Genomic DNA, 19914 nt, shown 5'->3' on the forward strand with positions numbered 1-19914 from the left:
GTTTCTCCCTGGGTTACTCGAAGGCCGCCACAATGGTGGCCGAGGCGTTGAATTCCCCTTCCGCGATGTCCTTGCCGCCGTTGGCCAGCGGCGCGGCAACCAGGTTCCAGCTGCCGCCGTTACCGATATTCGGCACCGGGTAAAACTCATTCGGGATCACCAACTGACCCTTATGTTTGATCTCGATGCCGAGATCGGTTTTATCGGTTTTAAACGCGTTATTGGTGAAGGGCGCCGGGCTGCCGGAGACCGCCAGTTTGATATTCAGGGTGCCGTCCTCAAAGCTGCCGCCTTCGCACTGAAAGCGCACCGGAATGCTTTGCGGATAGCTTGCGCCGTTCAGGTTGCTGCCGCTGATTTCCCCAAATTCGACGTTGATCAGTTGGCCTTCATTCACCACGCATTTATCCGGCACGTACAGAATGGCGGATTGAATAAACACCTGCGCCATAGGGTTAGGGCCGAAACCTGCGTCGGTCGACCCCAGGCGGCCATACATCTCGATGATTTGCCGGTCGTTAATCTGCACGCCATTGATGATTTTTTTGCGCACCCGGAAGGTGACTTTGCCCCGGGAACCGCTTTCGTAGTTGTTGATTTGCACGTAGGGCGGGTTGCATGAATGTTGGTTCAACTCGTTGGATACATTGTAAAAAGGCACAGTGACGTAGGCCCTTTTATTGCCGGCGATCCACACCTCGGCTTTTAAATCCAGGTAATCATTCAGTTTTAAATAACCGTTGCCGAACTCGGAGGGGGGCAGCGCCGAATCCGACTTATAAAAGTGCGGGCTGGTCGGAATACGGGTATCGCAATAGGCCTTGCCGGTATATTGGCCGCCTAATGAATAGGTAAATTCTTTGGTGAAGCCCACCTGATTGGTGATGTTGGTTTCATTCAGGTCGATATAGAACTGTTTTGCCCCGCCGTCCGGCGTCACGTAGCCATTTGCCCAGACGGCAGGCGCCGCCAGCGCGAACGCCAACGGCAGGCAATAGGTAAGGTATTGGTTTTTCATCGCGTTTGTGAACCTCACAGGTAAATCACCTGAATGTGCGCCACGCCGGAAAACCCGGCCGCCATCACCGCCCGCTGCGTTGACTCCAGGCTGGCGCTGAACCACAGCGTGTTGCTGCCGGGTTGCAGAATGTAGGGCCGGCTCTGTTGGTTAAGTGACAGCGCACGCCCCTGTTGGTCCTGCAAACGCAGGCCGATGCCTTGCACGCCGCCGTTGAGTTTCAGCAAGTCCGGATTATTCACATCGCTGTCGCCGAGAAACACCAGCGTCGCGGCCTGCTCGCCCTGTAAATAGAGCTGCCCGGCATCGCCGTTGCGTTGTCCGGCGGGGTTATCCGCCAGCGCTTTGGCCCCCAACAGGCAGTTGCGGAAGGCGAGACGAAAGCGCACCGGCGCGCTCCGATCGCCGGCATTCTGGAAGTCACGCGCGTTAACCTCGCCCAAATCGATGGCCTGGTCCTGGCTGTCCGGCGTCAGGCTGCAAGGGGAACTGAGCAGGCCGCCGAAAAAGCTGAGGGTGCCGGTAGTGCCTTCAATCACGTCGAGCGGCGTTGCCGCCGCCGCGCTGCCGCTAAGCAGCAGTGCGCCGAACAGCAAGGGCCGCAGGCGGCCGCCGGTGAATTCAGCCATGCGGTATCTCCTTATTTTTTGGTATCGGGCACGACATGGCAGACGCTGCCGCTGCAGGCGAAGCGCAGCTCGGGGTGGCCGCCGTAGTCATTGATGTAGGTGACGACAAAGCTGTTCAGGCCGTTGTCGCGCAGCTTCACGCTTTCGCTGGATTTCGGTTTCAGCATCACCGGCTGGAAGTCACCGAGCGCGCCGCCGCCCTGTTTCTGCGGCTGGCGGGTCATGCCGGTCAGAGTGATGTAAAACGGCGTGGGGTTTTCGATGGTGAACCCGCCGGCGCTTTTACTGAACACCAGCTTCTCCTGCCACACTTCGCCTTTTGGCGCGACGATGGCTTTCGGCCGGTAAAACAGCTTGATCTGGGTCTGCAGCGCCAGCTGCATCACGTTGGTTTTGCTGCTCTTCGGCGGGATTTCACGCAGGTTGAAATAGAACACCGATTCGCGATCCTGCGGCAGGCGGTCGGCTTCCGGGGTCTTGGTGATGCGCACGACGCTGCGTTCGCCGGCTTCTACCCGCTGCAACGGCGGCAGTACCACCAGCGGCGAGGTGATTTTCTGATGCTGTTCGTTTTCCAGCCAGGATTGCGCCAGGAAAGGCAGTTCCTTATTTTCGTTGACGATATTCAGGCTGATGGATTTCGCGTCGCTGAGGTAGACGGCGCGGGTGCGATCCAGCGAAATCGCTGCGTTGACGGCCGGCGCCGCGCTGGCCAATGCCAGGCCCAGTGCGGCCACTTTTGCTAGCGGATAGTTGTTCATAGTCATCAATTCTCTGTGTTGCGGATTACAGTTTGGCGCACGGCAGCAGCAGCTGGTCCAGCGGCTTGGCGGCGCCCGGTATCACGATGCGGCACTGGCGTTGGCCTTCCCAGGCGACATCCAGTTGCTCTTGCGGCTGGACGCCGGTCAGGTAGACCGATCCTCCGTCGTTCACCACCGCCACTTCGCGGCCTCGCTCGCTCAGCACCGTAGCGCCAAACGGCGGTTCACTGCCGTCGGTCAGCTTGATGGTGGCCAGCAGCTTGCTGCCTTTCACCACCTCAAAGTGGCGGTAGCCGATGGCGCCTTCGGTCAGCGTGCCCTGCACTACCGCTCGGGTCGCTTCGACGTCGTCCGCAAGTTGGTTGACGTCAATGCGGGTATCGGTGTTGTAGTAGCTGGTGATATCGGAAATCACCGCCAGGCCGAAGTGGTTGCTGTAGGTGCGGCCGTTGTTGATCGGCACCCCGGCGATGCCATCGGTGTCGAGCATCATCCGGCTGCCGCCGTTGCTGGAGTTCTGGTGCGCGGCCACGCCGTGTCGGGTGGCGGTAATGCCGCTGCGGAAAGTGCCGCCGACAGAGGAGTAGCTGTCTTGTTGGTAAGAGGCGCTGGCGTTAAGCGAGCCAAATGACGCGTTATGGCTGTAGTAACCGCGAGCCAGCGATTTGCCGGCTTGGTTAAAGCCGCCGCTGACCTGCCAGGTATTGTTCGGATCGGTGTAGTCGTTGTAGGACGCCATTTGCGTGACGTCGCTGTTGCTGCTTTGCAGCGAGTAACCGATGCGGCGACGATCGCCAATCGGCACGCTGAAGTTCAGCATCACGCTGTCGTCCGTGCGGCCGTGATAGGTAGTGCGGTAGGCCGACAGCGAAGCGGTGATGTTGCTGACGTTGCCGACGTTGAACAATTTGCTGGCGGACAGCCCGTAACGATCCTGTGCCTTGGCGTCCCAATAGGTCTGGTGGGAATAGGTCAGGTAGGCGGTGATCGCTTTGGCGCTGTCTTCCGCCATAAAGGTTTTGCTGGCGGTGATGGTGTACAGCTCTTTTTGGCGCCCGTTGTAGTGTTCGTCGTAGTCGTTGTAACGTTCTTGCAGATACTGCGACATGTTCATGAACTTGCGCTGCGAGAAGCGGTAACCGGCGAAGGTGATCTGGCTGTTCAGTTCATCGAAGCGTTTGGCGTAGTTGACCTTGAACGACATGCCGCTGGCGGTCGGTTCATTGGGCAGGCGCGCGATAGACTGCGTGACGTCCAGCGACATGGCGCCAAACACGTTCAGATCGCGGCCCAGGCCGAGCGCCCAGGCGTTGTAATCGCCGCCGAGCAGCGCGCCGCCGTACAGCGACCAGGCGCTGGTCAGCCCCCAGGAGAAATCGCTGGCGGAGAACAGCGGCCCCTGCGTGCGGTGATCGTAAGCCGAGGGCTTACCCAGTGCGACGTTGTAGCGCACATAGCCGGGGCGGGTCAGATAAGGGATGGTGGCGGTATCGACCTGGAAGGTGGAGACGCTGCCGTCTTGTTCTTCTACCTTCACGTCCAGCCGGCCACGTACCGAACTGTTGAGATCCTGAATGGCGAACGGCCCGGCGGGCACCGTGGTTTCGTACAGCGTGCGGCCTTCCTGGGAAACGGTGATTTTGGCGTTGCTCTTGGCGATGCCGCGCACTTCCGGCGCATAGCCCTGCAGGTTGGGCGGCAGCATGCGCTCGTCACTGGCCAGATTGAGGCCGGTGAAGCGGTACGAATCGAACACCCCCGAGTCGAGAAAGATCTCGCCGAGGGTGAGCTTGGCGGCCTGCATGGGCAGTGCGCGATAGGCGTAGATCTGGTTCCAGTCAAAACCGCTGTCACGCTGGCCGGCCTGCTGATTGTAATTGGCCTGATAATCGGCACGCAGGCGCCAGGCGCCCATATTGGCACCCAGCGTGCCGTAGCTGCTGAGATTTTCTGAGGTGTTGTTATTGTGGCTTTGTTTGCCGACCTGGCCGCTGAGGTTGTAATCCAGCAGCAGCCCCGGAATACCGTCGTCCCATTGTTCAGGTGGGGTCCAGTCCGGATCGGAATATTTCATCCATGCCTGCGGAATGGTGATCGCCAATACGCCGCCGCCGATACGATCGGAAAGGGTCGCCCCTTTGATCCCGCTGATATCGGCGCACTGGTTGTCGTGCCACAGGGTGATTTTTTTGGCGGCTTCCTCTTTCAGCGCCATTTTCTCCACCAGATCCGGCGGCAGACAGGCGCGGGAGCGCTCCTTTTTATCCGCTGACGGATAATACTGGATGCGGCGCTGCGGCAGGGTTTTCTGGTTGATCTTGATATCCAGCAGATAGGTGCCGGGCATGACGTAATCGGCATCGGAAAAACGCGATAAATCCACTTTGCTGCGATCGCCGATATCCAATACGTCGGTATTGAATTCCGTGGCGGAAAAAGCCGAATGCGCCCAGAGGAAAGATAGAATGACGGTAAGGGGTCTTTTTTTCCGTGTCAGTAATGACGTCATAGAATAATCACTCATGGCAAATCCGCGCCCAATAGCAGGTCATCCTGTACGACCTGAATACGTAATACGTGATGTCATTCGGTACCTGATGCCGGTACCCGCCTAACGCGGCGTTACAGATAAGACAGGGTGAATTTCGCCAGCGAGCTGAATCCGCCGGCTCGGGCCTTATCTGGGTGAATACGTAGTCGGGCACCGAAGCGCAGCGTATTGTCGCCGGCGACGATCTGGTAATCCGCCGTGGTGGTGCCCAGCGGGATAGGGGTACCGGCTGCGGTAAGCAGTTCAATGGCCACGCCTTGCGCTTCGCCGTAAACGCCCAATAGCGCCGGATCCCGGCTGTCTGCGGTGCCGTCGAAGGTGACGGTAGCCGCGCGATAAATAAAGTCGGGCTTCACTACGCTTGCCAGTTCACAGTTCACCAGCTTGATCTCAAAATTGCGGCGGCTGCCGATCAATACCGGCTGCGCGCCCAATGCCGCATCTGTCATGGAGATCAGCCCGAAATCAATGGTTTGGTCGAGGCTTTCGCCGGCAATCCCACAAGGGGTCTCGACGATCTCGCCGCCCAGGCTGACCGTGCCGTGGCCCTGATTTTTCGCTGTCGCTTCCAGGCTGCAAACGCTGAGCGCGATAAGCAGCGCGCCCCAAATCCGGGTTGTCATGCTGGCGTCTCCCTGTAGCCGTCCGTCTCGTTACCTAATATCCGTGCAGGTAAAAGCGGGGACGCCGAAACGGCGCCCCCCAAGGGGATTACAGGTAAGCCAGAGTGAAGTTCGCTACGCTGGTGAACTCGCCAGGGACCACGGCGCCAGACGCGCTGCTGCCTTGCAGATAAGCGGCGAATTTCAGGGAGTTGTTGCCTTCGTTCAGGCCCTGACCGTCAGTCGCGGTGCCCAGCTCAACGTCTTTGGAGTGCAGGTTGTCGTAGATCATGATGCCCGCGCCGGTCGCGGTGCCGCTCAGTGCCAACAGCTTGCTGTTATCAGGATCCGGGGTGCCGGTGAAGGTCACCTGGACGTTCTTCATGGTTGTCAGAGAGCAGTCTTTCAACTCAATGCTGAATGGCTGAGAGCTGGATTTGCCTTCTTTGGCCAGGATACGGCTGCTGATTTGGCCCATAGGTACCGTCTGGTCAACGGACTCTGGCGCTACGCTGCATGGCGCATCGATGATTTCACCGGTAAAAGTCACTTTACCGCTGCCCTGATTAGATGCGGCGTGAGCAACAGATGCGGAGGCGAAAGCAATCATGGTTGCCAGCATTAATTTATTCAGTTTCATTTCTCAAGTTCCTGTAGAGAGTATTTAAATAAAAAGAAAAGCACATCTAAATCCCCCACGACGACGGCAACGTCATGTCACCGCCCTCGAAGTTGGAGCCAGATCCTTTTGCTCTGGGCAATACGCCACCCTCCGTTATTTTCTCGGCAATAACGAAAGTTTTTGGAAGGCGTAAAAACGCATTCCATTAAAATGAAAATATGAATATCACCCTGGCGTCTTGGTGAGAATATTCTTGCAAATAATAGGTGTTGTTGGAAATAGCTTTTATTAAGTTAGGTCAAATACAGAATATAAAACCAAAAGGAAAAAGAAATATATATGATTGAAAATCAATAGATCGTATAGCCCTATTATCCAGAATAAATGACTGTATAATTTGCAATGTGCGAGATTTTAGATCGCCAGATATGCCGATGACACTACAATTCACAATATTGTTTTGATAATATCGCCCTCGGACAGCAGATGATGAAATGCGGCTGTTAATCGTCAGGGTAAATTTAACTTATTGTTTTAAAAGACAGGTGTGGCGACATCGCCAGCCGGGATCGCGGCTTTTATACAGGGCGGCGGCGTGGCTTTCTTTCGTTGCGTTAACAAAAAAACAACAATGTCGACGTGTGCCGAATTATTATCGGTGCCCGCCGATGTTGCGCTTTTCTTGGTTATTTAACTCGTTTGGATTAATCCAAAAAGGTGAGGTTTTGCCGGGCTTCGCGACATAATAATGACCTAAGTGATAATTAAGGGATGATAAACGGAATGATTACCATAATTAATGATTCAACTCGCCGCTCTGCCGTTGCTTTGACCCTGTTGATAATGACAGGTTTAATGTTGTCGGGCTGTGCAGGGAAGAATAGCGCGGGCGTTGTTACCGTGAAAAAAATCTCACAGAATAATCCTAACGAAAAGACTGATGAGCAGCGTATCGTACTTTGTCAGCAGCGGGTGAATTCACTTAAGAATATTAATCCGCAAAGTTACCAGAAACGGATTGCTTATTTTAATGGACTGCTTTCCAACGCCTCCGGATATGCCGGTATTCGCAGTCATGTCGATGAAAGTACCCGTAAGGCTATAGACGCGCTTTATAAATATAAAACCGAAAAGTTCTGTGCCGACGTCGAGCATGAGCTGATGTCCGATCTGTCCAGCCGGGTGGAGAGCCTGTAGCCATGAAAACGTGTGCGGAAGGAGCCGCAGCCTTTCTTTTGCTGTTGATGGCAGGCAGCGTGTCGGCGGTGGGCAAAACGCCGCCCGATAACGGCATTCCCGCGCTGCTGAAATTTGCCGAGCAGCAGCAGGTGGCGGCTCCGGCCCCCTCAGTGGCAGAAAAGGCGCCGTCGGTTTCTTCGCCGGTTACCGTCAAACCCAAGCTAGGTATCGTGCCGCGAGGGGATACCGCCCGGCTGACGGCGCTGAATCAGACCCTGCGTCAACAGGCCGGGGTGATTCAGCAGCAGGCTGACACCGTCCGTCGGCTGGAGCGGCTGTTGGCGGCTCAGGTCACCCTGGCGCCCCCCACTGCGCCTGCGGTGGTGGATATCCGGCCGTTGGCGGCGGCGCTGAAGGGCATCCGACGGGCCATTGCGCCGCCGCCGGATCTGATCGCGATGGCGGCATCGTTGGCGCGGCAACAACGGATAGCCGGAGAACAAAAGCAACGGCTGCAGCAGCTCAGCCGACAGTTGGCACTGTTGCAACAGCCGCCGGCGTTGGCCAGCGATGCGGATAAACAGGCGTATGCCGCCGGGGTTTCGCTGGGGCGTGACATCGTGCAACTGCAAGAACAGAACCGACAGTTGGGCATTGAAGCCGACCGGGCACGTCTGCTGGCGGGTATCGCCGATACGCTGCACGGCAAACCCCGTTTGGATAACGCGGCCATCGACAGCGCGCTGTTGGCTGCAGACAGCGCTTTGCAGCAGGCGCACCGGCAACGGCAGCAAACCCTGCAGCAGGACGGTAAAGCCTATCTTGCCGATTTCGCCACAAGGCCGGGGGTGCAAAAGGACGCGCTCGGTTTCTATTACCGCGTGGATTACGCCGGCAGCGGGCGGATAGAAGAGGGCGATAACGTCAGCGTCGTGGTGCGTGAAAGCCTGCCGGACGGCACGGTGATTAAGGATATGGAGCTGGCCGGAACGACCATCTCGCTGCCGCCGGCGCAATACCCGCCGCTGTTTCGCGCAGCTATCGGCAAACTCGATAAACACGGGTCCATTACTCTGGTCGTGCCGCCGGAGTTGGCGTATGGCGATAAAGGCAGCCCACCCGCCATCCCGCCAGGAGCCACCATGATTTACACCCTGCGCGTGGCCGACGTGCTACCGCCGGATAAGGACAGGCAAAAGTAACCCCAGGAGGACGCGATGGCCAAGGCGCCGATAACCTATGAAATCAGGAAATCGCATATGCTAAACGTGTTACGAAAACTGTGTATGGAACGTGCGGCGGGAGCTGGGGGGCATCACCCGCCACCGCCGGAACAGTGGCCTAAAACAAGGGAGCTGGCAGACAAATGCGGCGAAAATATTTACACCACGCGCACGCTGTTATTAGCATTGGAAAAAGAGGGCAAAGTGCGTTGTTCCCACCGCAGCATCAATAATTCGTTACGCTGGTATATCTGCACGTCGACCCAAAAAGCGTAATTCCCCCTTTCGTTTCAAATTTTTGGACTACCTTTCACAGCGAATCATGATAAGGCCGGGGGGGTGAGCCCCCGGCCCTGTTGCTTTGTTACCCGGAAACTGTTTGTTCAATGCGCCGTTGCCCTGACGGGGATGCCTGCTGCAACTTGAAATCCATAGGGTATACTTGCCGGCTGAGTGAAAAGCGCTTTATGGCTAGGCGGGTATATTATGAAGGAAAGCAAAGACATACTTTTATTGGATGATATTCATTATCAAATAGACGGTCAGGTTATTTTGGATTCCGTCTCTTTCGGCCTAAGGCCGGGCGAATTCAAACTGATTACCGGGCCGTCCGGCTGCGGAAAAAGCACCCTGTTGAAAATCGTTTCCTCTCTGATCGATCCGACCCGTGGAAAAATTATCTTTGACGGTAAGCCCATCACCGATATGCCGCCGGAAGAATATCGCCAACAGGTCTCTTATTGTTTTCAGACCCCGGCGCTGTTTGGCGATACGGTGTATGACAATATTGCGCTGCCTTATCTGATCCGCAAGCAAAAGCCGGACGAGCAAAAAATGAAGGCCGATCTGGCGCGCTTTGGCTTGGCGGAAAATAAGTTGAAAAAAAGCGTTAACGAATTATCAGGTGGGGAGAAGCAGCGTATTTCCTTGATCCGCAACCTGCAATTTATGCCCAGGGTGCTGTTGTTGGATGAAGTTACCAGTGCGCTGGATGAAGATAACAAGCGCAACGTCAACGAGATTATTCATCAGTTGGTGTCGCAGCATGGCGTAGCGGCACTCTGGGTCACGCACGATAAAGACGAAATCAAACATGCGGATGATGTGATTACCCTGAGCGCGCACGGCGCACGGGCACAGGAGAAAACCGATGAACCAGCATAATATCACCAATGAGTCTTTGGGGTTGTCGATGATACTGGTGGTCATCGCTATTTTGATCAGCCATAAAGAAAAGCTGGCGCTGGAAAAAGACATTATCTGGAGCATTTGCCGCGCGGTAGTGCAGCTGATTATTGTCGGCTATGTGCTGAAATACATTTTTGACGTGAACAATGCCATTCTGACGGTGTTGATGGTGCTGTTTATTTGTTTTAACGCCGCTTATAACGCGCAAAAACGCAGTAAATATATTGAGCATGCGTTTATTACCTCATTTATCGCCATTACCACGGGCGCGGTATTGACGCTGGTGGTGCTGGTGCTGACCGGTTCGATAGAGTTTACGCCGATGCAGGTGATCCCGATTTCCGGCATGATCGCCGGCAATGCGATGGTGGCGGTTGGGCTGTGTTACAACAATCTGGGGCAGCGTTTCAAAGGCGATCAACAGAAGATCCAGGAGATGCTCAGTTTGGGCGCGTCGCCGAAGTTTGCCTCGACGGCGTTGATCCGCGACAGCATTCGCGCATCGCTGATTCCGACGGTCGACTCGGCCAAAACCGTCGGGTTGGTCAGCCTGCCGGGCATGATGTCCGGTTTGATCTTCGCCGGCATTGATCCGGTCAAGGCGATCAAGTACCAGATCATGGTGACCTTTATGCTGCTTTCCACCGCCGCCCTGTCGACCATTATTGCCTGCTATCTGGCTTACCGTAAGTTCTATAACGCCCGCCATCAACTGGTGGTCAGCAACTTGAAATAACCCCAAACGGCCAGGGTTGAAGGGCAGGGGCGCCGCATGCTGCGCCCGGTTAAATCGGGTCGAGCATGCTCGACCCCCACCCCTTTGACACTGCCGTGGCCATTATCCTTGCAGCAGGGCGATGCTCTGGCGGATTTCACGTTCTATATCCGCCTCTGACCAGCTATCGAGTTGCGAAGAGAACGGCTCGAAGGCGTAAATGCCGGTATAACCGAGGCGCTCCAGATTCTGCACCTGCTTTTTGCTCTCCAGCCGATCTTTGTCGCTCAGCATGATGCGTTCTTCGTCGCTTAACGCGCTTTTGCTTAGCGGATCCTCCACCCCGGAAAGGTGCACCAGGCCAATGCCATCGATGTCAATCTGCGCATCAAACTCGGGTTGCGCCACCTCGCTTAAATAATGGTGGAAGGTATCCAGCACGATTTTGTAGGGCGCGCCGGAATCCCCGATCAGCGACTGCGCCAGCAGCGACGAGCGCAGTGAACTGATGCCGAAGCCCAGAGGTTCAACATAGCCCTGCACGCCGTATTGTTTAAACAGCGGGGCCAGCAGCTTCAGGGCTGCCAACGTATCGTGCTTTTTCTGCTCTTCGCTGCGGCGATCGTCCGCGCTGCAATGCGGGCACAGCACCAGCGCCTTACTGCGGATGGCCTGGGCCTGCGACAGCAGCGCCTCGGCGTTTTTCAGCAGCCTGGCCTCGTCGTCCAGCAGGTTAAACCTGCCAAGGGCGTTGATAGTGACGATCTCAATGCCGTATTTTGCCGCCAGCGCAGTGAGTTGCTCATTGCTCAGGCTGTCGGTCACCTTGCCGCTCGGCATATCGTTGCGCAGCTCAACGTTGTTGAGCCCGCACTTTTTCACCAGGCGGAAAAAGGATTCCAAATCGAGATTCGGCGCGATCTTGCGGTTGATGCAAAAACGCTCTGGCGCAATGGTCATGATGCATGACTCCTGAAGGGGTTGAGAAAGCTTAGAGCTTGCCGTCTTGCAACGGCATCGGTTGTGTGTCGGACAAGGGCAGGCGATAGCGTTTCGCCATCACCACGTCTTCCATTTTTTCGAGGGAGACGCCCCGGGTTTCCGGGATATAACGGCTGACAAACCAGTAGCTGAACAGGCAGCACGCCGCAAAAATCCACATCGGGAAAGCGCCGTGGAACTGGGAGAACAGATACGGATTGTCGTTGATCATCGGGAAGGTTTGCGAAACCACAAAGTTGGCCAGCCACATGCAGCCGACGGCGATGCTCATGCCCTGCGAACGCATGCGGTTGGGGAAAATCTCCGACACCAGCACCCAGGCGCCGACGCCCCAGGACAGCGCGTAAAACACCATGAAGAACAGCATGCCGAACAGCGCGAAATAGCCGGTAGCCTCGGTATACAGCGCATAAGAGGTGATCAGCAGCCCGACAATGACCCCCAGCGTGCCCCAGCGCATCAGCGGGATACGGCCCATGCGATCCATCAGCATGGCGCCAATCACCGAGCCGACCAACTGCATCACGCCAATCCAGATGGTCTGGAACAGCGCTTCCTGCGCATTTTCGGTGACGGTTTTCAACACCACCGGCGCGTAATACATCATGACGTTAACGCCGGTGACCTGTTGCAGCATGGCGATCATGCAGCCGACAAACAGAATGAAACGCACGCGCTTATCGGCGTAGCTGAGTTTTTGCTTGCTGGATTGTTGATCCTGCCGTATCGAGTCCTTGATTTCCCGCAGTACGTTTTTGGCATGATCGGCGTTGGAGACGCGGGTCAGCATTGCCAGCGCCTGATCGTCACGACCGACCATCACGCTCCAGCGCGGGGATTCCGGAATGATAAACACCAGAATGCAAAACAGGATGCAGGGAAGCACGCCGGAGGCGAACATCCAGCGCCAGCCCATCTCCACCAGCCAGGCTTCGCTGGCGATGCTGGCAATCTTGAAGTTGACGTAAAAGATCACGATCTGGCCGAACACGATGGCGAACTGCTGCATGCTGAGTGCGCGGCCGCGCATGTCTTTCGGTGACACTTCAGACATGTACATCGGTGAGACGGTGGCGGCGATGCCTACCGCCAGCCCGCCGATAATGCGGTAAATGACAAACCAGGTGAAGGTGGGCGCCAACGAGGAACCCATGGCCGAGACGGTGAACAGCAGCGCCGCCAGCATCAGGGCTTTCTTGCGGCCATAACGCCCCGCCAGCGGCCCGGCGGCAAAGGCGCCCACCACGCAGCCGATCACCACGTTGGATACCGCCCAGCCGGTTTCGGCCGGGCTGAGATTGAAATAGGTTTTCAGGGATTCGATCGCGCCGGAGATCACGGCGGTATCGTAGCCGAACAGCAGGCCGCCCAGAGCGGCGACCCCGCAAATCTTCATGATGTAGCCGGTATTGCGCTTACGCTGATATGACATTTATTGCTCCGATTTTTATCCTGGCTTCTGCCCGCATGGTGCGTTGTAGGGAAAGGGGAGCAGAAGAGTGAACCGTGCCTGTCATCAAGGCGGTGATATTTGTGCATTTCTGCCTTAAACAAAAACATTTATTTCATAATTAGTGAATAATGAAATATTGATTTTTAGATCCAGTTCAAAAAAAAGCGCAAACGGACAGCCGGCGTTACCGAATGATTGACGTGCGCCCGGCGCCGTTGCGTTGAGCGGGTGCCGCTCTTTTTCTGTATAAAAGTCAGGGTTAACTGCCGTCCGCTGTCGGGTAGGCGGGTGGCGCACTTTTTTACCGCAATGCAATGACCCCGCATGACGACACGGAAAAATTGCGACCGCCCGCACTAAAAACAAAATTTCTAAAATAATTTATTTGAAACTTTTTTTTCAATGAAATAGAGTTTGCTTTATCCGGTCAGGATTTAGCCTGCTTGCGCGCATCAGCTGGCAGTGTGATTCAAACGCCACGGCATGCGGCCAGGCGACAGCGGACTTAAAAGAGGGTGAGACATGAAAACCGTGGGTAACTTTATTGGCGGGCAGGTGTGCCTGAGCAGCAGCAATCAAACCGTCGACGTGCATAACCCGGCTACCGGCCAGGTTGAACGTCGCGTCACGCAGAGCACCGCCGCCGAGGTGAAACAGGCCATCGATGTCGCCCATCAGGCGTTTGCCGACTGGTCGCGCACCACACCGCTGCGCCGTGCGCGCATCATGTTCAATTTTAAGGCGTTGCTGGAACAGCATCGCGAAGAACTGGCGCAGCTCATCGTCAGTGAACACGGCAAGGTCTATTCCGATGCGCTGGGCGAATTGACCCGTGGCCTGGAAGTGGTCGAGTTTGCCTGCGGCATTCCGCATTTGATCAAAGGCGAATATTCGCCGGACGTCGGCAGCGGTGTCGACAGCTTCTCGCTGATGCAGCCGCTGGGCGTGGTGGCGGGAATCACCCCGTTCAACTTCCCGGCGATGGTGCCGATGTGGATGTTCCCTATCGCGCTGGCCTGCGGCAATACCTTCGTCCTCAAGCCGCCGGCGCTGGTGCCTTCGGCCTCGGTGCGGTTGGCCGAGTTGCTGAAAGAAGCCGGCTTGCCGGACGGCGTATTCAACGTGGTTCACTGTTCTAATGAAAATGCCGCCCAGCTGTGCACCGATCCGCACATTCAGGCGGTAAGCTTTGTCGGTTCGTCGGCGGTAGCGGAACACATCTACACGACCGCCAGCGCTCACGGCAAGCGGGTACAAGCCTTTGGCGCCGCGAAAAATCAGGCCATCATCATGCCGGACGCCGATCTGGACGCAACCGTAAACGCCCTGATGGGCGGCGCGTTCGGTTCTGCCGGCGAGCGTTGCATGGCGCTGCCGGTGGCGGTGGTGGTGGGTGACGACACGGCCGACAAGCTGATCGCCAAGCTGAAACCGCTGATTGCCCAGCTGCGCGTTGGCCCTGGCATTCAGCATGGCGGCGAAGAAAACGAAATGGGGCCGCTGGTCTCTTCGGCGCACCAGAAGAAAGTGTTGGGTTATATCGATCTGGGTGTGGAAGAGGGCGCAACGCTGGTGGCCGACGGCCGCAACTATCAGGTCGCGGGCTATCCGGAAGGTTACTACGTTGGCGGCACTCTGTTTGACCATGTGACCTCCGACATGCGCATCTACCGTGAAGAGATCTTCGGGCCGGTGCTGGGCATTGTCCGCGTACCGGATTACCAAACCGCCATCGACACGGTAAACAGCCATGAGTTTGGCAATGGCAGCGCCATCTTCACCAGTAACGGCCACTATGCACGCCAGTTCGTGCAGGAAGTGCAGGCCGGCATGGTGGGGGTTAACGTGCCGGTGCCGGTCCCGATGGCGTTTCACAGCTTCGGTGGCTGGAAGCGCTCGGTGTTCGGCGCCCTGAACGTGCACGGCACCGACGGCGTGCGTTTCTACACCCGCATGAAAACCGCCACGGCGCGCTGGCCGACCGGGCAGCAGACGGTGTCTGAATACAGCATGCCGACGCTGGGCTAAAGTTTTACGCTTGAATTGATCTATACCAATACCCTATGGATTTCGAGTTGCAGCTAACAACGCTGCAGCTTGAAAGACGACGGGTATCCATTCGGGAGAATCATCATGTCTTCATTGCTTGCCAAATGTCAGCAGCCGAACGCCGAGGGGCGCATCCAGCACGTCACCCCAGAGAATGCCGACTGGCGCTTTGTCGGGTTCGATGTCTATCGCCTCGAAGCCGGCCAGACGCTGCAATTGGAAAGCGGCGATAAAGAGCTGTGCCTGGTGCTGGTCGCCGGCATTGCCTCCGTCGCCACCCTGCGGGCGGAATATCCGCATATCGGCAAACGCATGAGCCCGTTTGAGCGCACGCCGCCTTACGCGGTCTACGTGCCGCATCACGACAAGATTAGCGTGCGGGCGGAAAGCGATTTGGAGCTGGCGGTGTGCAGCGCACCGGGTAAAGGGCATCTGCCGTCGCGCCTGATTACGCCGGCGGATGTGGGCGTCGAGCGGCGCGGCAAGGGGCGCAATCAGCGTCTGGTGCACAACATTCTGCCGGACAGCGAACCCGCCGACAGCCTGCTGGTGGTGGAAGTGTACACCGATGAAGGCAATACCAGTTCATACCCCAGCCATAAGCACGACCAGGAAGATTCGCCGGATGAAACCTATCTGGAAGAAACCTACTATCACCGCATTCAGCCTGAACAGGGCTTTTGCCTGCAGCGAGTCTATACCGACGATCGCGAACTGGATGAGTGCATGCCGGTGTATAACCGTGACGTGGTCAAGGTACCGCGCGGTTACCACCCGGTGGCGACCTTGGCCGGTTACGACAGCTACTATCTCAACGTGATGGCCGGGCCGGTGCGGCTGTGGAAATTCACCTGGGAAAAAGACCACGCCTGGATTAACAGCGACGGTTATCCGGCACGCTAGGACCCGCCTTGGGTTATGACGTAAAGCCCGTGAAGCGGGCTTTCCTCATTATCGTTCACATAGTTGCCAATTGGCGCGTGTATAAATTTAGTATCAATTTGCTCCCCGGCTGTTCAAATTATAACCGTTTTGAACATGAGTCGCTGCGTGTGATGGCAGGCTATGCGTGTGAAAGCGAAAGTAGCCGGTAGCCGCGAAGTGCAATTGCCGCAATGTGTTCGCAAGCCTGATGAGGCGCCCTTTGAGCAGAAGCTTTCGCCTGCACAACAGGAGTAAAAGAGAAATCCGTTATGACGACGATGTCCCAAAAAGCTGCTCGAGAAGGGTTGGGTTCTCCCGACCTATTTGAAGGTGGTGTTTTCGTAACCAAAAATGGCGTCGCTGAGCTGTTTGTCCAAACTGCAGCTGAGAGAGAAGCAGAGATTAGGGAACGCAATCTCGAACGACAAGCTAATGCCCTGTTAAAGCTGGTTATGTTGGCTAACCAAGACATTAAAAATCAGCGTGGAATGTCACCTGAGGAAACGCTGAGACGATTGCGTGAAGCACGCAAATAATATTGAGAGGTGCTGAGTGCCGAAATATAGGGATATTATTGTTTCGCCGGCGGCAGAATGAAGTCTTAAAGATATCGAGTCGTTTAAAAGCGGGACTATTGGCGCGGCTAATGCCGGCGAATTTGTGGATAATCTGCTGTTATCATCTCTATCGGCGATAGCTGAAGACCCCACTCGTTATCGTTTCAATGCGATGTTATCAGGCTGCGGCGTACAGCTCTGTGAGCGACTGGATCCCGACAGCGAGTATCGTGTTATCTATGACTGTGACGACAAAACCATCGAAATCCTGGTTTTTGTCAGCATGAAACAGGATCTGGAAAGCGCATTGTACCGCTACCTGGTACTGCAATAGCTTCGGCACCCGGCTGTGCCGGGTACGTTCTCATCGGTGAAACGGCCCGGTTTCCTGCGTGCCGCCTCTCTTGTCACCATCACTATTCGTCTTTGGCATTATTCAGCGCCAAGGATACCGCCAGGGTTTGCGCCAGACACATTGAGGCGACCTGCGAGCGGAAACCGTCCACCTGCGCTTCGCGCACCACAAAGCACACGTCGCTGAAGGCGGCCAGCGGGCTGACCTGGCTGTCGGTGATGGCGATCTGTTGTGCGCCGCGTTTGGCGCCCAGTTCCACCAGCTCCAGCGCTTCTTGCGCATACGGCGAGTAGCTGATGGCAATCACCACGTCCTTGGGTTTCACCATGCTCAATTGCTCGGTGAACATGCCGCCCAACCCGTCGATCAGGAACGCCCGGCGTTCAAGGTGGCGCAACGCATAGGTGAGGTAGGAGGCGACGCTGAAGGAACGGCGCAGGCCAATCACGTAGATGTTCTCGGCGTTGTTCAGCAGTTCAACGGCTCGGTCCAGCTGCTCTGAGCTGGTTTGCATCGCCAGCTGTTGCAGCGCCTGAGCGTTGACCATGGTGAACACGTTAAGAATTTCCGCCGGTTTTTCCGGTGCGACGTTGTCGTCGGTTGACGTCTGGCGAAACAGGCGCGCGCGTTCGGTGTAGTTGACCGTTTCTTCCATCAGGTGCTGGCGAAAAACCTGTTTCATTTCGTTGAAACCGCTAAAGCCAAACGCGTTGGCGAAGCGGATCAGCGTGGAGGGCGGAACGCTGGCCTGTGCGGCGATGGAGGCAACGGTATCGAAAGCAATGCTGTTACTGTTATCCAAAATGTAGCGCGCCACCTGTTTCAAACGCTTGCTCAGCGTTTCGTAACGGTGGCGAATCTCGTCCTGTAACAGCGAAAGTTGAGTTGGGTTGTTCATCCATTCGGCTCGCAGTGGGGGCTAAGGCGTATCGGCCTGACGCCTGAGTTGTTGACAGGCCATTCTAACAGATGGAGCGGAAATTTCATTTCATCTAAAAGCGATTTATTCGATTGCAAGTTGCGTTACTTCACAGAAAACAGGCAAAAAAATCCCCTTAAAGCGGCGAAAATCGCTGTAAGGGGAGTCTTTGTCGATTAACTTGCGTCGTGGCCGGGGCGGTATTGGCGCCAGAAACCGATCAGCGTCAGGTATTTTTGTTTCACCTGCTCGATCAAGCCGGCGTCATCCAGTTCGCCCTGCAACCAGCGGCGTGAAGGCTGGCCGAAAATGGTGCGGCCAACGGCGAAGCCTTTCACCCAGGGGGCATCCGCCGCAGCGGCGAAGCCGGCCTTCAACGTTTCCTCCGGTGAATCCAGCCCCAGGATCAGTACGCCGCGACAGAAGGGATCGTTAGCTTCGATCAACGCGCCGACCTGTCGCCAGTTCTCGGCACTCAGCGGCGGCAGTTTCCACCAGTCCGGTTTTACGCCCAACCGGTAGAAATGTTGCAGCATGTCCAGATAGTGGCGCTCGTCTTTGTCGGCGTTGCTTTCCGGCAAAATCACCTCGAGCAGCAGCTCGTGGCCCGATTTGCAGCAGCCGCGATAGACGTCGCCGATCAGTTCATCCTGTTCGCGACGCAGTTCGGCGGCGTCATGCGGATGGTAAAACACCAGGCATTTCACGACGTGTTCCTGCGGCCAGTCGATCAGTTGCGAGCCGATATTGCCGTGCTCCAGCCGCAGCGGGCGCGAGCTGGGCAGCTCGACCGGCCGGCCAATCCACCAGCCCTGGCCGGTGATTTCGTTCAGCGCCGCCTGCCCGTAAGTGGTGTCGGCCAGAATGCCGCTGTTGCCCTGCAGCCCGGCATCTTCTGCGGCCTGTTGCGCCGCCGCCAGCAGCAGGGTTTTCAATTGGGGGATGCGTTCTTCACTGACGTTGGCTTCGCGCGCCATATCCGCCAGCTGCTTGCGGTGATCGAAGGCGAACACGCACAGTTCCGGCCACTGTTGTTTGCGGGTCGTCACCCGATGCAGGTGGTTGAGCCGCGGGTCGCGGTCCGGGCGTTTCACTTCCCGTTCGCGTTGCAAATAGTCATCCAGCTCCAGTTTGGTGGGCATCGCCGGCGCGCAGCCGTGGCGCGAAACCACCAGCGCGCCGCAGGCGTTGGCGTAGCGGCAGGCCTGATCCCAGCCTTCATCGTTCAGGTAGCCGCGCAGCAGGCCGGACATAAAGGCATCGCCGGCGCCCAGCACGTTCAGTACCTCAACCCGTACGCCGGAATGCAGTTTTACCTGCTGCCAGTCGGCGGCGATCTCGCCTTCGAAGACCGAACAGCCCTGCGCGCCGCGTTTGCAGACCAGCGTGGCTCGGGTGGCTTTGCGTACGTTGCTCAGCGCGGTCAGCGTGTCGGTGCTGCCGCCGGCAATATGAAACTCTTCCTCGGTACCGACGATTAAATCAAAGTGGTGCAGCACCTCTTGCAGTTCGCGGGTCACCTTCTCGGATTCCACAAAGCGGGTTTCACCGTCGCCCAACGAGGTCAGGCCCCACAATACCGGGCGATAGTCGATATCCAGCGCGGTGCGCAGGCCGTGGCGGCGGGCGTATTCCAGCGCCTTCAGCACCGCAGCTCGGGTGTTCGGGTGCGACAAGTGGGTGCCGGTAATGGCCAGCGCGCGTGACGATGCAATATAGGATTCGTCGATGTCGTCCGGCGTCAGCGCCATGTCGGCGCAGTTTTCACGGTAGAAAATCAGCGGGAAGGTTTCCTGATCCTTGATGCCGAGGATCACCAGGCCGGTCAGGCGCTCCGGGTCGACGATCAGGCTCCGGGTGTCGGCGCCGACGCGCTGCAGCTCTTCGCGCAGGAAACGGCCCATATGTTCATCGCCGACGCGGGCAAGCATGCCGGATTTCAACCCCTGAATGGCGGTGCCGTAGGCTACGTTGCCGGAAGAGCCGCCGAGATACTTGGAGAATGTGCTGGCATCTTCCAGGCGTGCGCCGATCTGTTGTGCATAGAAATCGACGGCGATACGCCCGAGACAAATGACATCAAGCTGTTTTTCTTGTGTAGCCATACCCGTTTCCTTCTGTATTAAGCCAAACCCCGACTGCAAAGCATGTTTTGGAGTATGAG

At 56.7% G+C, this 19914-nt stretch carries 19 protein-coding genes; 9 read left to right on the forward strand and 10 right to left on the reverse strand.

Going from position 1 to position 19914, the window contains the following annotated elements:
* Nucleotides 1-13: 13 nt before the first annotated feature.
* From JK621_RS17495 to JK621_RS17520, 6 genes are all read right to left on the reverse strand, one after another.
* Nucleotides 14-1018 (reverse strand): fimbrial protein, encoded by a 1005-nt coding sequence (locus tag JK621_RS17495; RefSeq protein WP_212560227.1) that lies wholly within the window; start codon nt 1016-1018, stop codon nt 14-16.
* Between the two features lie 14 nt (nt 1019-1032).
* Entirely contained in the window at nt 1033-1647 is a 615-nt protein-coding gene (locus JK621_RS17500; RefSeq protein WP_212557002.1) for a fimbrial protein, read from the reverse strand.
* A gap of 11 nt (nt 1648-1658) precedes the next feature.
* Nucleotides 1659-2414 carry a fimbrial biogenesis chaperone gene (locus JK621_RS17505; RefSeq protein ID WP_212557003.1) on the reverse strand — a complete coding sequence of 252 codons (756 nt, stop codon included), beginning with the start codon at nt 2412-2414 and terminating at the stop codon, nt 1659-1661.
* A 19-nt stretch (nt 2415-2433) separates the two neighbouring features.
* Nucleotides 2434-4935 (reverse strand): fimbria/pilus outer membrane usher protein, encoded by a 2502-nt coding sequence (locus JK621_RS17510; protein ID WP_212557004.1) that lies wholly within the window; start codon nt 4933-4935, stop codon nt 2434-2436.
* 98 nt (nt 4936-5033) lie between these two features.
* On the reverse strand, nt 5034-5585 hold the full coding sequence (locus JK621_RS17515; RefSeq protein WP_212557005.1) for a fimbrial protein: 552 nt from the start codon (nt 5583-5585) through the stop codon (nt 5034-5036).
* Between the two features lie 88 nt (nt 5586-5673).
* Nucleotides 5674-6204 (reverse strand): fimbrial protein, encoded by a 531-nt coding sequence (locus JK621_RS17520; protein WP_013814891.1) that lies wholly within the window; start codon nt 6202-6204, stop codon nt 5674-5676.
* 765 nt (nt 6205-6969) lie between these two features.
* Here JK621_RS17520 and JK621_RS17525 point away from each other — a divergent pair.
* The 5 genes from JK621_RS17525 to fetB all read left to right on the forward strand — a co-directional run bounded on the left by JK621_RS17525 (nt 6970) and on the right by fetB (nt 10512).
* Entirely contained in the window at nt 6970-7383 is a 414-nt protein-coding gene (locus tag JK621_RS17525; RefSeq protein ID WP_212557006.1) for a hypothetical protein, read from the forward strand.
* A gap of 2 nt (nt 7384-7385) precedes the next feature.
* The gene (locus JK621_RS17530; RefSeq protein WP_212557007.1) at nt 7386-8567 is read left to right on the forward strand and encodes an FKBP-type peptidyl-prolyl cis-trans isomerase N-terminal domain-containing protein; all 1182 of its coding nucleotides are present in this window, start codon (nt 7386-7388) and stop codon (nt 8565-8567) included.
* Nucleotides 8568-8582: 15 nt separating this feature from the next.
* The gene (locus JK621_RS17535; protein WP_212557008.1) at nt 8583-8864 is read left to right on the forward strand and encodes a FaeA/PapI family transcriptional regulator; all 282 of its coding nucleotides are present in this window, start codon (nt 8583-8585) and stop codon (nt 8862-8864) included.
* A gap of 210 nt (nt 8865-9074) precedes the next feature.
* Entirely contained in the window at nt 9075-9752 is a 678-nt protein-coding gene (fetA, locus tag JK621_RS17540) for an iron efflux ABC transporter ATP-binding subunit FetA (protein ID WP_212557009.1), read from the forward strand.
* The gene (gene fetB, locus JK621_RS17545; protein ID WP_212557010.1) at nt 9739-10512 is read left to right on the forward strand and encodes an iron efflux ABC transporter permease subunit FetB; all 774 of its coding nucleotides are present in this window, start codon (nt 9739-9741) and stop codon (nt 10510-10512) included. Before fetA ends, fetB begins: the two co-directional genes overlap by 14 nt.
* A 102-nt stretch (nt 10513-10614) precedes the next feature.
* Here the strand turns inward: fetB and JK621_RS17550 are convergent, their stop codons facing one another.
* Both JK621_RS17550 and JK621_RS17555 read right to left on the reverse strand, forming a co-directional pair.
* Entirely contained in the window at nt 10615-11451 is an 837-nt protein-coding gene (locus tag JK621_RS17550) for a TIM barrel protein (protein ID WP_212557011.1), read from the reverse strand.
* Between the two features lie 31 nt (nt 11452-11482).
* Nucleotides 11483-12925 (reverse strand): sugar porter family MFS transporter, encoded by a 1443-nt coding sequence (locus JK621_RS17555; RefSeq protein ID WP_212557012.1) that lies wholly within the window; start codon nt 12923-12925, stop codon nt 11483-11485.
* A gap of 543 nt (nt 12926-13468) precedes the next feature.
* Between JK621_RS17555 and JK621_RS17560 the strand changes: the two genes are divergently transcribed.
* From JK621_RS17560 to JK621_RS17575, 4 genes are all read left to right on the forward strand, one after another.
* Nucleotides 13469-14974, forward strand: coding sequence for a CoA-acylating methylmalonate-semialdehyde dehydrogenase (locus JK621_RS17560; protein WP_212557013.1), 1506 nt, complete (start codon nt 13469-13471; stop codon nt 14972-14974).
* Nucleotides 14975-15079: 105 nt separating this feature from the next.
* On the forward strand, nt 15080-15898 hold the full coding sequence (gene iolB, locus JK621_RS17565) for a 5-deoxy-glucuronate isomerase (RefSeq protein ID WP_212557014.1): 819 nt from the start codon (nt 15080-15082) through the stop codon (nt 15896-15898).
* A 290-nt stretch (nt 15899-16188) separates the two neighbouring features.
* Nucleotides 16189-16455, forward strand: a complete 267-nt coding sequence (locus JK621_RS17570) for a hypothetical protein (RefSeq protein ID WP_212557015.1) — start codon at nt 16189-16191, stop codon at nt 16453-16455.
* Between the two features lie 73 nt (nt 16456-16528).
* Nucleotides 16529-16810 (forward strand): type II toxin-antitoxin system RelE/ParE family toxin, encoded by a 282-nt coding sequence (locus JK621_RS17575; RefSeq protein WP_249337189.1) that lies wholly within the window; start codon nt 16529-16531, stop codon nt 16808-16810.
* An 82-nt stretch (nt 16811-16892) separates the two neighbouring features.
* On the opposite strand, the gene JK621_RS17580 is transcribed toward JK621_RS17575, so the two are convergent.
* Both JK621_RS17580 and JK621_RS17585 read right to left on the reverse strand, forming a co-directional pair.
* A complete protein-coding gene (locus JK621_RS17580) occupies nt 16893-17729 on the reverse strand; it encodes a MurR/RpiR family transcriptional regulator (protein WP_065506740.1) in 837 nt (278 codons plus the stop codon).
* A gap of 197 nt (nt 17730-17926) precedes the next feature.
* Nucleotides 17927-19855, reverse strand: coding sequence for a bifunctional 5-dehydro-2-deoxygluconokinase/5-dehydro-2-deoxyphosphogluconate aldolase (locus JK621_RS17585; RefSeq protein WP_212557016.1), 1929 nt, complete (start codon nt 19853-19855; stop codon nt 17927-17929).
* Between the last annotated feature and the right edge of the window lie 59 nt (nt 19856-19914).

It is taken from the genome of Serratia plymuthica (assembly GCF_018336935.1).
GTDB lineage: Bacteria > Pseudomonadota > Gammaproteobacteria > Enterobacterales > Enterobacteriaceae > Serratia > Serratia plymuthica_B.

What these genes read in the sequence shown, in the direction of transcription:
- JK621_RS17495 (WP_212560227.1), bottom strand. Translation starts at nt 1,018, where the DNA reads ATGAAAAACCAATACCTTACCTATTGCCTGCCGTTGGCGTTCGCGCTG.
- JK621_RS17500 (WP_212557002.1), bottom strand. Translation starts at nt 1,647, where the DNA reads ATGGCTGAATTCACCGGCGGCCGCCTGCGGCCCTTGCTGTTCGGCGCA.
- JK621_RS17505 (WP_212557003.1), bottom strand. Translation starts at nt 2,414, where the DNA reads ATGACTATGAACAACTATCCGCTAGCAAAAGTGGCCGCACTGGGCCTG.
- JK621_RS17510 (WP_212557004.1), bottom strand. Translation starts at nt 4,935, where the DNA reads ATGAGTGATTATTCTATGACGTCATTACTGACACGGAAAAAAAGACCC.
- JK621_RS17515 (WP_212557005.1), bottom strand. Translation starts at nt 5,585, where the DNA reads ATGACAACCCGGATTTGGGGCGCGCTGCTTATCGCGCTCAGCGTTTGC.
- JK621_RS17520 (WP_013814891.1), bottom strand. Translation starts at nt 6,204, where the DNA reads ATGAAACTGAATAAATTAATGCTGGCAACCATGATTGCTTTCGCCTCC.
- JK621_RS17525 (WP_212557006.1), top strand. Translation starts at nt 6,970, where the DNA reads ATGATTACCATAATTAATGATTCAACTCGCCGCTCTGCCGTTGCTTTG.
- JK621_RS17530 (WP_212557007.1), top strand. Translation starts at nt 7,386, where the DNA reads ATGAAAACGTGTGCGGAAGGAGCCGCAGCCTTTCTTTTGCTGTTGATG.
- JK621_RS17535 (WP_212557008.1), top strand. Translation starts at nt 8,583, where the DNA reads ATGGCCAAGGCGCCGATAACCTATGAAATCAGGAAATCGCATATGCTA.
- fetA (WP_212557009.1), top strand. Translation starts at nt 9,075, where the DNA reads ATGAAGGAAAGCAAAGACATACTTTTATTGGATGATATTCATTATCAA.
- fetB (WP_212557010.1), top strand. Translation starts at nt 9,739, where the DNA reads ATGAACCAGCATAATATCACCAATGAGTCTTTGGGGTTGTCGATGATA.
- JK621_RS17550 (WP_212557011.1), bottom strand. Translation starts at nt 11,451, where the DNA reads ATGACCATTGCGCCAGAGCGTTTTTGCATCAACCGCAAGATCGCGCCG.
- JK621_RS17555 (WP_212557012.1), bottom strand. Translation starts at nt 12,925, where the DNA reads ATGTCATATCAGCGTAAGCGCAATACCGGCTACATCATGAAGATTTGC.
- JK621_RS17560 (WP_212557013.1), top strand. Translation starts at nt 13,469, where the DNA reads ATGAAAACCGTGGGTAACTTTATTGGCGGGCAGGTGTGCCTGAGCAGC.
- iolB (WP_212557014.1), top strand. Translation starts at nt 15,080, where the DNA reads ATGTCTTCATTGCTTGCCAAATGTCAGCAGCCGAACGCCGAGGGGCGC.
- JK621_RS17570 (WP_212557015.1), top strand. Translation starts at nt 16,189, where the DNA reads ATGACGACGATGTCCCAAAAAGCTGCTCGAGAAGGGTTGGGTTCTCCC.
- JK621_RS17580 (WP_065506740.1), bottom strand. Translation starts at nt 17,729, where the DNA reads ATGAACAACCCAACTCAACTTTCGCTGTTACAGGACGAGATTCGCCAC.
- JK621_RS17585 (WP_212557016.1), bottom strand. Translation starts at nt 19,855, where the DNA reads ATGGCTACACAAGAAAAACAGCTTGATGTCATTTGTCTCGGGCGTATC.